Source organism: Pseudonocardia sp. T1-2H, assembly GCF_038039215.1.
Classification (GTDB): domain Bacteria; phylum Actinomycetota; class Actinomycetes; order Mycobacteriales; family Pseudonocardiaceae; genus Pseudonocardia.
This window is the reverse complement of record NZ_JBBPCL010000001.1, coordinates 5,712,594-5,722,232: the sequence shown is the minus strand read 5'-3', so window position 1 is coordinate 5,722,232 and position 9,639 is coordinate 5,712,594. Positions and strand designations below refer to the sequence as shown.

Sequence of the window (9,639 nt, the reverse complement as noted above, 5' to 3'; positions counted from 1 at the left end):
GTCCGCGCCAACCTCCACTAAGAGGGAAGAGAGCTGACAGTGGCACGGGACGTGCTGACGGACCTCACCAAGGTCCGCAACATCGGCATCATGGCTCACATCGATGCCGGCAAGACCACGACCACCGAGCGGATCCTGTACTACACCGGGATCAACTACAAGATCGGTGAGGTCCACGACGGCGCGGCGACGATGGACTGGATGGAGGAGGAGCAGAAGCGCGGCATCACGATCACGTCCGCCGCGACGACCTGCTTCTGGAAAGACCACCAGATCAACATCATCGACACGCCCGGGCACGTCGACTTCACCGTCGAGGTGGAGCGTTCGCTGCGCGTCCTCGACGGCGCCGTCGCGGTCTTCGACGGCAAGGAAGGCGTCGAGCCGCAGTCCGAGCAGGTCTGGCGGCAGGCCACCAAGTACGACGTTCCCCGCATCTGCTTCGTCAACAAGATGGACAAGCTGGGCGCGGACTTCTACTTCACGGTCCGCACCATCCAGGACCGGCTCGGCGCCAGGCCGCTGCCGATTCAGCTCCCGATCGGCTCGGAGAACGACTTCATCGGGGTCGTCGACCTGGTCGAGATGCGGGCGCTCACCTGGCGCGGCGACGTCCAGAAGGGCGAGGACTACACCGTCGAGGAGATCCCGGCCGACATGGCCGACGTGGTCGCCGAGTGGCGCGAGAAGCTGGTCGAGGCCGTGGCCGAGACCGACGACGCGCTGATGGAGTCCTACCTCGGTGGCGAGGAGCTCACGGTCGAGCAGATCAAGACCGGTATCCGGCGGATCGTCACGAACCGCTCGGCGTACCCGGTCCTCTGCGGCTCCGCGTTCAAGAACAAGGGCGTCCAGCCCATGCTCGACGCGGTCATCGACTACCTGCCGTCGCCGTACGACGTGCCGCCGGTCGAGGGCACGCTGCCGGACGGGGAGACCCCGGCCAGCCGCAAGCCCGACAAGGACGAGCCGTTCTCGGCCCTCGCCTTCAAGATCGCCGCGCACCCGTTCTTCGGCAAGCTCACCTACGTCCGGGTCTATTCGGGCCGGGTCGCCGCGGGCTCCCAGGTCGTCAACTCGACCAAGGACCGCAAGGAGCGCATCGGGAAGCTCTTCCAGATGCACGCCAACAAGGAGAACCCGGTCGACGAGGCCATGGCCGGCCACATCTACGCGGTCATCGGTCTGAAGGACACGACGACGGGCGACACGCTCTGCGACCCGCAGGCGCCGATCGTCCTCGAGTCGATGACCTTCCCGGACCCGGTCATCCAGGTCGCGGTCGAGCCGAAGACCAAGGCCGACCAGGAGAAGCTGGGCATCGCGATCCAGAAGCTCGCGGAAGAGGACCCCACGTTCCAGGTCTCCCTGGACGAGGAGAGCGGTCAGACGATTCTCGCCGGCATGGGCGAGCTGCACCTCGAGGTGCTCGTCAACCGGATGAAGTCCGACTACAAGGTCGAGGCGAACATCGGCAAGCCGCAGGTCGCCTACCGCGAGACGATCCGCAAGCCCGTCGAGAAGTACAGCTACACGCACAAGAAGCAGACCGGTGGCTCGGGCCAGTTCGCCAAGGTGATCATCACCCTGGAGCCGCTGGACACCGCGGACGGTGCGCTGTACGAGTTCGACAACAAGGTCACCGGTGGTCGTATCCCGCGGGAGTACATCCCGTCGGTCGACGCCGGCGCGCAGGACGCCATGCAGTACGGCATCCTCGCCGGATACCCGCTGGTCGGGGTCAAGCTGACCCTGGTCGACGGTGCCTACCACGAGGTCGACTCGTCCGAGATGGCCTTCAAGGTCGCCGGCTCGATCGCCCTCAAGGAGGCGGCTCGCCAGGCGAGCCCGGCCATCCTCGAACCGATGATGGCCGTCGAGGTCACGACGCCCGAGGACTACATGGGCGACGTGATCGGCGACCTGAACTCCCGCCGTGGCCAGATCCAGGCCATGGAGGAGCGGTCGGGCGCACGCATCGTCAAGGCGCTCGTTCCGCTGTCCGAGATGTTCGGCTACGTCGGTGACCTCCGGTCGCGGACCCAGGGCCGGGCGAACTACACGATGGTCTTCGACTCGTACGCCGAGGTTCCGGCGAACGTGGCCAAGGAGATCATCGCCAAGGCGACGGGCGAGTGAGAGCGCCGGGTCGCGGCCCTGTAGGGTCCGCGGCCCGGCTCTCCGCACGACCGTTCCAACCCCAGACCTGCCGTCAGCTCGGCGGATAAGAACATCAAGTCCAGGAGGACACTGCAGTGGCGAAGGCGAAGTTCGAGCGGACCAAGCCGCACGTCAACATCGGCACCATCGGTCACATCGACCACGGCAAGACCACGCTGACGGCGGCCATCACCAAGGTTCTGCACGACAAGTACCCGGACCTCAACGAGGCCTCGGCGTTCGACATGATCGACAAGGCGCCGGAAGAGCGCCAGCGCGGTATCACGATCTCCATCGCGCACGTCGAGTACCAGACCGAGAAGCGGCACTACGCCCACGTGGACTGCCCCGGTCACGCGGACTACATCAAGAACATGATCACCGGTGCGGCGCAGATGGACGGCGCCATCCTGGTGGTCGCCGCGACCGACGGCCCGATGCCCCAGACGCGTGAGCACGTGCTGCTCGCCCGTCAGGTCGGCGTGCCCTACATCGTGGTGGCGCTCAACAAGTCGGACATGGTCGACGACGAGGAGATCCTCGAGCTCGTCGAGCTGGAGGTCCGTGAGCTCCTGTCCTCGCAGGAGTACCCGGGCGACGACCTGCCGATCGTGCGCGTCTCGGCGCTCAAGGCCCTCGAGGGCGACGCCGAGTGGTCCGAGAAGCTCCTCGAGCTCATGGACGCCGTGGACGAGAGCATCCCGGAGCCCGAGCGGGACATCGCGAAGCCGTTCCTCATGCCCGTCGAGGACGTCTTCACGATCACCGGTCGTGGCACCGTCGTCACCGGCCGCATCGAGCGCGGCATCGTCAAGGTGAACGAGGAGGTGGAGATCGTCGGCATCAAGGAGAAGTCGACGAAGACCACCGTTACCGGTGTCGAGATGTTCCGCAAGATCCTCGACGAGGGTCGCGCGGGTGAGAACGTCGGCCTGCTGGTCCGCGGCATCAAGCGTGAGGACGTCGAGCGCGGGCAGGTCATCGTCAAGCCCGGCTCGATCACCCCGCACACGGACTTCGAGGGCCAGGTCTACATCCTGTCGAAGGACGAGGGCGGCCGTCACACCCCGTTCTTCAACAACTACCGTCCGCAGTTCTACTTCCGGACGACGGACGTGACCGGCGTGGTGACGCTGCCCAGCGGCACCGAGATGGTCATGCCCGGTGACAACACCACCATGAGCGTCGCGCTGATCCAGCCGATCGCCATGGAGGAGGGCCTGCAGTTCGCCATCCGTGAGGGTGGACGGACGGTCGGCGCCGGCCAGGTCACCAAGATCATCAAGTAAGACCTTTCGCGGCCCGTGGACCCCCGTGGTCCACGGGCCGCACCCCGGTCGGGGGTGCCTGAAACACGTATGGCATCCTTGACGGGTTGCGCGTCGGAGGCGAGCGTGCGGAAGCCGGGTTCCCCGGGACTCCGCGCCCGGGCCGCCGGCGCCGGCCCCGGATTGACAGCGAACCCCCCGGGGGAGCGGTGAACCGGGGACCGGTGTGCGAGTAACAGGGCGACACGCCCGACCTCGTGGACCGGAGCCCACTGGGTGGGACAGGAACCGGACGGATGCGAATCCGGGCGGACCCCGGCCCACATGGGTGAGACCTGAACAGAGCGCGGACCGCGGTCGGTGACCGGCGCCCGGAGCGTGTCGAGGAGACACGTGGCCGGCGACGCCGAGGCCGGTGAGCAGGTGCGGGCGATGCGGGGCTCCCGAACGGGGGGCTCGACCCGGAGAACCGTGAAGCAGCGGCAGGAAGAAGAGGACGACCCACGACCATGGCGGGACAGAAGATCCGCATCAGGCTCAAGGCCTACGACCACGAGGCAATCGACGCGTCTGCTCGCAAGATCGTGGAGACTGTGACGCGCACCGGTGCCCGGGTCGTGGGGCCTGTGCCGCTGCCGACCGAGAAGAACGTGTACTGCGTCATCCGCTCGCCGCACAAGTACAAGGACTCGCGCGAGCACTTCGAGATGCGCACTCACAAGCGGCTCATCGACATCCTCGACCCGACGCCGAAGACGGTCGACGCGCTGATGCGCATCGACCTCCCGGCCAGTGTCGACGTCAACATCCAGTAGGGCTGACGAGACGATGACGACTGACAGGCAGATCACCGGCATCCTCGGGCGCAAGCTCGGGATGACCCAGGTATTCGACGAGAACAACCGGATCGTTCCGGTCACCGTGGTCCAGGCCGGACCCAACGTGGTGACCCAGATCCGCTCCCAGGAGACCGACGGCTACGTCGCCGTCCAGCTTGCGTTCGGCGCTGTGGACCCGCGCCGGGTGAACAAGCCGGAGACCGGTCACTTCGCGAAGGCCGGGGTCACCCCCCGGCGCTTCACCGTCGAGCTCCGCACCTCCGACGCCGCCGAGTACAGCCTCGGCCAGGAGATCACCGCGGAGGTCTTCGAGGTGGGCACGACGGTCGACGTCGTGGGCACCACGAAGGGCAAGGGCACCGCGGGTGTCATGAAGCGCCACGGGTTCAAGGGCCTCGGCGCCTCGCACGGCACCCAGCGCAAGCACCGCTCGCCGGGCTCCATCGGCGGGTGCGCCACCCCGGGCCGGGTCTTCAAGGGCCTCCGGATGGCCGGCCGCATGGGCGTCGCGCGGGTGACCACGCAGAACCTGACCGTGCACCGGGTCGACGCCGAGCGCGGCCTGCTGCTGATCAAGGGTGCGGTCCCCGGCGCCAAGGGCGGCCTCGTGGTCGTCAAGACGGCCGCGAAGGGTGGTGGCAAGTAATGAGCACGATCGAGGTCAGGTCCCCCGAGGGCAAGACGAGCGGCAGCGTCGAGCTGCCCGCGCACGTCTTCGACGTGACCGCCAACGTCCCGCTGATGCACCAGGTGGTCGTGGCCCAGCTGGCCGCCGCCCGCCAGGGCACGCACGACACCAAGACCCGCGGCGAGGTTCGCGGCGGTGGCAAGAAGCCCTACCGGCAGAAGGGCACCGGCCGCGCCCGTCAGGGCTCGACCCGCGCCCCGCAGTTCGCCGGCGGTGGCGTCGTCCACGGCCCGACGCCGCGTGACTACACCCAGCGGACCCCGAAGAAGATGAAGGCCGCCGCTCTGCGTGGCGCCCTCTCGGACCGGGCCCGCGCCGGGCTGGTGCACGTGGTCAGCGGCCTGGTCGAGGGCGACACGCCGTCGACGAAGGCCGCCCGCACGATCCTCGCGGCGATCCTGCCCGAGGGCAGGAGCAAGGTGCTCGCGGTCGTCGGCCGCGACGACTCGGTGAACCTGCTGAGCCTGCGCAACCTGCCGGACGTGCACCTCATCGCCCCGGACCAGCTGAACACCTACGACGTGCTCGTCAACGACGTCGTGCTGTTCACGTCGGCCTCGCTCGAGACCTTCCTCGCCGGCCCCGTCGCGGTGCCGACCCGGAAGTCGAAGGCCGCCGAGGCGTCGCAGCGTGAGAAGGAGGAGGGCAAGTGATCCCCGACCCGCGCGACGTGCTGCTCGCGCCGGTTGTGTCGGAGAAGAGCTACGGGCTGCTGGATCAGCGCCAGTACACCTTCGTCGTCAAGCCGGACGCCAACAAGACCCAGATCAAGATCGCCGTGGAGAAGGTCTTCGGAGTCACGGTGGTCAGCGTCAACACGCTGAACCGCCAGGGCAAGCGCAAGCGTTCGAAGACCGGCTACGGCAAGCGCAAGGACACCAAGCGCGCGATCGTCACTCTCTCCGCGGAGAGCAAGGACATCGACGTGTTCGGTGGCCGGGTGAGCTGAGGAAAGGAGCAGACCCATGGGAATCCGCAAGTACAAGCCGACCACCCCCGGCCGTCGCGGCTCCAGCGTCTCCGACTTCGCCGAGATCACCCGGTCGACGCCCGAGAAGTCGCTGATTCGCCCGCTGCACAACAAGGGTGGCCGTAACGCCCACGGAAAGGTGACCACGCGTCACCAGGGTGGCGGTCACAAGCGCGCCTACCGCCTGATCGACTTCAGGCGGAACGACAAGGACGGCGTGCCGGCCAAGGTCGCTCACATCGAGTACGACCCCAACCGCACGTCCCGCATCGCGCTGCTGCACTACGCCGACGGCGAGAAGCGCTACATCATCGCGCCGGCGAAGCTCAAGCAGGGCGACGTCGTCGAGGCCGGCCCGAAGGCCGACATCAAGGTGGGCAACAACCTGCCGCTGCGCAACATCCCGACCGGCACCGTGATCCACGCGATCGAGCTCCGCCCCGGTGGCGGCGCGAAGATCGCGCGGTCCGCCGGCTCGAGTGTGCAGCTCGTCGCCAAGGACGGCCCCTACGCGCAGCTGCGCATGCCGTCCGGCGAGATCCGCAACGTCGACGTGCGCTGCCGCGCCACCGTCGGCGAGGTGGGCAACGCCGAGCACTCCAACATCAACTGGGGCAAGGCCGGCCGCATGAGGTGGAAGGGCAAGCGCCCGACCGTCCGTGGTGTCGCCATGAACCCGGTCGACCACCCGCACGGTGGTGGTGAGGGCAAGACCTCCGGTGGTCGCCACCCGGTCAACCCCGCGGGCAAGCCCGAGGGCCGCACCCGCCGCACCAAGCCGTCCGACAAGTTGATCGTCCGCCGGCGTCGTACCGGCAAGAAGCGCTGAGCAGGGAGGTAAGAGATGCCGCGCAGCCTGAAGAAGGGCCCGTTCGTGGACGACCACCTGCTCAAGAAGGTGGACGCTCTCAACGAGTCCGGCAAGAAGACCGTCATCCGGACCTGGTCCCGTCGGTCCACCATCATCCCCGACATGATCGGCCACACGATTGCGGTGCACGACGGCCGCAAGCACGTGCCGGTGTTCGTGTCGGACTCGATGGTCGGCCACAAGCTGGGGGAGTTCGCTCCCACCCGCACGTTCCGGGGCCACATCAAGGACGACCGCAAAGCGCGCAGGCGCTGAGCGGCCCGAGTAGCGACTAGGAGAGGTGGAGAACAATGGCTGACACAGCCCAGGACACCGCCGGCGCCGCGCTCGAGCTGCCTCGTGCGCGTGCCAAGGCCCGGTTCGTCCGCATGTCGCCCACGAAGGTGCGGCGTGTGATCGACCTGGTCCGTGGCCTGCCGGTCGCCGAGGCCCTCGCGATCCTGCGGTACTCGCCGCAGGCCGCCGCGGAGCCCGTGGCCAAGGTCGTGGCGAGCGCCGCGGCCAACGCAGAGAACAACCTCGACCTGGACCCGGAGACCCTCGTGATCGCCGTGGCCATGGTCGACGAGGGCCCGACGCTCAAGCGGATCCGGCCGCGCGCCCAGGGGCGTGCGTACCGCATCCGCAAGCGGACGAGCCACATCACCGTCGAGCTCGAGTCGCGGCCCGCCAAGGCCGGACGCGGCGCACGTGGTGCGAAGGGAAGGGCCCGCTGATGGGGCAGAAGATCAACCCGCACGGGTTCCGTCTGGGCATCACCACGGACTGGAAGTCCCGCTGGTACGCGGACAAGCAGTACGCCGAGTACGTCAAGGAGGACGTCGAGATCCGCAAGATGCTCTCCAAGGGCATGGAGCGGGCCGGCATCTCCAAGGTCGAGATCGAGCGCACCCGGGACCGCGTGCGGGTGGACATCCACACCGCGCGTCCGGGCATCGTGATCGGCCGGCGCGGCGCGGAGGCGGACCGCATCCGCGGCAACCTCGAGAAGCTGACCAAGAAGCAGGTCCAGCTCAACATCCTCGAGGTCAAGAACTCCGAGTCGGACGCGCAGCTCGTGGCACAGGGTGTCGCCGAGCAGCTGTCCAACCGTGTCGCCTTCCGGCGCGCGATGCGCAAGGCGATCCAGTCGGCCATGCGCTCGCCGCAGGTCAAGGGGATCCGGGTGCAGTGCTCCGGTCGCCTCGGCGGCGCGGAGATGTCGCGCTCGGAGTTCTACCGCGAGGGTCGGGTCCCGCTGCACACGCTGCGCGCGGACATCGACTACGGCCTCTTCGAGGCCCGTACCTCCTTCGGCCGCATCGGCGTGAAGGTCTGGATCTACAAGGGTGACGTCGTGGGGGGCCGCCGTGAGGGCGCGCCCGCCGCCGCGCCGTCCGGCGACCGTGGCCCCCGCCGCGAGCGTCCCGCCCGTCGCCGTTCCGGTTCGTCCGGCACCACGGCCACGAGCACGGACGCCGGGCGCGCCGCCGCGGAGCAGTCCGGTGGCGGCAGCGCGACGGCCGTGCAGGCGGACTCGGCCCCGGCCGAGAACGCCGGTGGGGAGTCCTGAGTCATGCTGATTCCACGCAGAGTCAAGCACCGCAAGCAGCACCGTCCGCACCGGACGGGCGCCTCGACCGGTGGGACCCGCGTCACCTTCGGTGACTTCGGGATCCAGGCGCTGGAGCCGGCCTACGTCACCAACCGCCAGATCGAGTCGGCGCGTATCGCGATCAACCGGCACATCAAGCGTGGTGGCAAGGTCTGGATCAACGTCTTCCCGGACCGCCCCCTGACCAAGAAGCCCGCCGAGACCCGCATGGGTTCCGGTAAGGGTTCCCCCGAGAAGTGGGTGACCAACGTGAAGCCCGGGCGGGTGCTCTTCGAGATGAGCTACCCGAACGAGCAGACCGCGCGCGAGGCCCTGCGTCGCGCCATCCACAAGCTGCCCATGAAGTGCCGGATCGTGACCCGTGAGGGTGGTGACATCTGATGGCCGCCACGACTGCTGCCGAGCTGCGTGAGCTGAGCGACGAGGAGCTCGTGCTGCGGGTCCGGGAGTCCAAGGAGGAGCTGTTCAACCTCCGCTTCCAGATGGCGACCGGGCAGCTGGACAACAACCGGCGGCTGCGTACCGTCCGGCACGACATCGCGCGGGTCTACACGATCATGCGTGAGCGCGAGCTGGGCCTCTCGGCCGCCCCGAGCGACGATGAGGGCGCGGCATGAGTGAGAACACCAGCACGCGCGGGGAGCGGAAGGTCCGCGAGGGCCTGGTCGTGTCCGACAAGATGGACAAGACCATCGTGGTCACTCTCGAGGACCGCGTGAAGCACCCGCTGTACGGCAAGGTCATCCGCCGGACCAGCAAGGTCAAGGCGCACGACGAGGCCAACACGGCCGGCGTGGGCGACCGCGTCCGGCTGATGGAGACCCGACCCACGTCGGCCACCAAGCGGTGGCGGCTGGTCGAGATCCTGGAGAAGGCGAAGTGATCCAGCAGGAGTCGCGACTGCGCGTCGCGGACAACACCGGTGCCAAGGAGATCCTGTGCATCCGGGTGCTGGGCGGTTCGGCGCGGCGCTACGCGGGGATCGGCGACGTCATCGTCGCCACCGTGAAGGACGCCATCCCCGCGGCCGGCGTGAAGCGCGGTGACGTCGTCAAGGCGGTCATCGTGCGCACGGTCAAGGAGAGGCGTCGGCCGGACGGCAGCTACATCCGGTTCGACGAGAACGCCGCCGTCCTGATCAAGGACAACGGCGAGCCGCGAGGGACCCGCATCTTCGGCCCGGTCGGGCGCGAGCTGCGCGACCGCAAGTTCATGCGGATCATCTCCCTCGCCCCGGAGGTGCTCTGAC

At 68.2% G+C, this 9,639-nt stretch carries 14 protein-coding genes; all 14 read left to right on the top strand.

What is annotated here, in order from left to right; all coding sequences use genetic code 11:
• The first annotated feature begins 39 nt into the window (after positions 1 to 39).
• Positions 40 to 2,139: an elongation factor G gene (gene fusA, locus WBK50_RS28215; RefSeq protein ID WP_341338483.1), complete on the top strand. Its 2,100-nt coding sequence runs from the start codon at positions 40 to 42 to the stop codon at positions 2,137 to 2,139.
• Positions 2,140 to 2,255: 116 nt separating this feature from the next.
• Entirely contained in the window at positions 2,256 to 3,449 is a 1,194-nt protein-coding gene (gene tuf / locus WBK50_RS28210; protein ID WP_341338482.1) for an elongation factor Tu, read from the top strand.
• 488 nt (positions 3,450 to 3,937) lie between these two features.
• Positions 3,938 to 4,243 (top strand): 30S ribosomal protein S10, encoded by a 306-nt coding sequence (gene rpsJ, locus WBK50_RS28205; RefSeq protein WP_003938093.1) that lies wholly within the window; start codon positions 3,938 to 3,940, stop codon positions 4,241 to 4,243.
• A gap of 13 nt (positions 4,244 to 4,256) precedes the next feature.
• Positions 4,257 to 4,913, top strand: coding sequence for a 50S ribosomal protein L3 (gene rplC / locus WBK50_RS28200; RefSeq protein WP_341338481.1), 657 nt, complete (start codon positions 4,257 to 4,259; stop codon positions 4,911 to 4,913).
• Positions 4,913 to 5,608, top strand: a complete 696-nt coding sequence (gene rplD / locus WBK50_RS28195; RefSeq protein WP_341338480.1) for a 50S ribosomal protein L4 — start codon at positions 4,913 to 4,915, stop codon at positions 5,606 to 5,608. The genes rplC and rplD overlap by 1 nt, the downstream gene beginning before the upstream one ends.
• Complete coding sequence (rplW, locus tag WBK50_RS28190; protein ID WP_341338479.1) at positions 5,605 to 5,904, top strand: 50S ribosomal protein L23; 300 nt, start codon at positions 5,605 to 5,607, stop codon at positions 5,902 to 5,904. The genes rplD and rplW overlap by 4 nt, the downstream gene beginning before the upstream one ends.
• A gap of 16 nt (positions 5,905 to 5,920) precedes the next feature.
• On the top strand, positions 5,921 to 6,754 hold the full coding sequence (gene rplB, locus WBK50_RS28185; protein ID WP_341338478.1) for a 50S ribosomal protein L2: 834 nt from the start codon (positions 5,921 to 5,923) through the stop codon (positions 6,752 to 6,754).
• A 15-nt stretch (positions 6,755 to 6,769) separates the two neighbouring features.
• Positions 6,770 to 7,051 carry a 30S ribosomal protein S19 gene (gene rpsS / locus WBK50_RS28180; RefSeq protein ID WP_020622935.1) on the top strand — a complete coding sequence of 94 codons (282 nt, stop codon included), beginning with the start codon at positions 6,770 to 6,772 and terminating at the stop codon, positions 7,049 to 7,051.
• 35 nt (positions 7,052 to 7,086) lie between these two features.
• The gene (gene rplV, locus WBK50_RS28175; RefSeq protein ID WP_341338477.1) at positions 7,087 to 7,512 is read left to right on the top strand and encodes a 50S ribosomal protein L22; all 426 of its coding nucleotides are present in this window, start codon (positions 7,087 to 7,089) and stop codon (positions 7,510 to 7,512) included.
• Positions 7,512 to 8,348, top strand: a complete 837-nt coding sequence (gene rpsC / locus WBK50_RS28170; protein ID WP_341338476.1) for a 30S ribosomal protein S3 — start codon at positions 7,512 to 7,514, stop codon at positions 8,346 to 8,348. Before rplV ends, rpsC begins: the two co-directional genes overlap by 1 nt.
• A gap of 3 nt (positions 8,349 to 8,351) precedes the next feature.
• Positions 8,352 to 8,771 carry a 50S ribosomal protein L16 gene (rplP, locus tag WBK50_RS28165; protein ID WP_297501859.1) on the top strand — a complete coding sequence of 140 codons (420 nt, stop codon included), beginning with the start codon at positions 8,352 to 8,354 and terminating at the stop codon, positions 8,769 to 8,771.
• Positions 8,771 to 9,007 (top strand): 50S ribosomal protein L29, encoded by a 237-nt coding sequence (rpmC, locus tag WBK50_RS28160; protein ID WP_297501857.1) that lies wholly within the window; start codon positions 8,771 to 8,773, stop codon positions 9,005 to 9,007. The genes rplP and rpmC overlap by 1 nt, the downstream gene beginning before the upstream one ends.
• A complete protein-coding gene (rpsQ, locus tag WBK50_RS28155; RefSeq protein WP_297501854.1) occupies positions 9,004 to 9,273 on the top strand; it encodes a 30S ribosomal protein S17 in 270 nt (89 codons plus the stop codon). Before rpmC ends, rpsQ begins: the two co-directional genes overlap by 4 nt.
• Positions 9,270 to 9,638 (top strand): 50S ribosomal protein L14, encoded by a 369-nt coding sequence (gene rplN, locus WBK50_RS28150; RefSeq protein ID WP_297501852.1) that lies wholly within the window; start codon positions 9,270 to 9,272, stop codon positions 9,636 to 9,638. The genes rpsQ and rplN overlap by 4 nt, the downstream gene beginning before the upstream one ends.
• The last annotated feature ends 1 nt before the right edge of the window (position 9,639 follow it).

What these genes read in the sequence shown, in the direction of transcription:
- rplC (WP_341338481.1), top strand. Translation starts at nt 4,257, where the DNA reads ATGACGACTGACAGGCAGATCACCGGCATCCTCGGGCGCAAGCTCGGG.
- rpsJ (WP_003938093.1), top strand. Translation starts at nt 3,938, where the DNA reads ATGGCGGGACAGAAGATCCGCATCAGGCTCAAGGCCTACGACCACGAG.
- rpmC (WP_297501857.1), top strand. Translation starts at nt 8,771, where the DNA reads ATGGCCGCCACGACTGCTGCCGAGCTGCGTGAGCTGAGCGACGAGGAG.
- rpsC (WP_341338476.1), top strand. Translation starts at nt 7,512, where the DNA reads ATGGGGCAGAAGATCAACCCGCACGGGTTCCGTCTGGGCATCACCACG.
- rplD (WP_341338480.1), top strand. Translation starts at nt 4,913, where the DNA reads ATGAGCACGATCGAGGTCAGGTCCCCCGAGGGCAAGACGAGCGGCAGC.
- rpsQ (WP_297501854.1), top strand. Translation starts at nt 9,004, where the DNA reads ATGAGTGAGAACACCAGCACGCGCGGGGAGCGGAAGGTCCGCGAGGGC.
- rpsS (WP_020622935.1), top strand. Translation starts at nt 6,770, where the DNA reads ATGCCGCGCAGCCTGAAGAAGGGCCCGTTCGTGGACGACCACCTGCTC.
- rplB (WP_341338478.1), top strand. Translation starts at nt 5,921, where the DNA reads ATGGGAATCCGCAAGTACAAGCCGACCACCCCCGGCCGTCGCGGCTCC.
- rplP (WP_297501859.1), top strand. Translation starts at nt 8,352, where the DNA reads ATGCTGATTCCACGCAGAGTCAAGCACCGCAAGCAGCACCGTCCGCAC.
- rplV (WP_341338477.1), top strand. Translation starts at nt 7,087, where the DNA reads ATGGCTGACACAGCCCAGGACACCGCCGGCGCCGCGCTCGAGCTGCCT.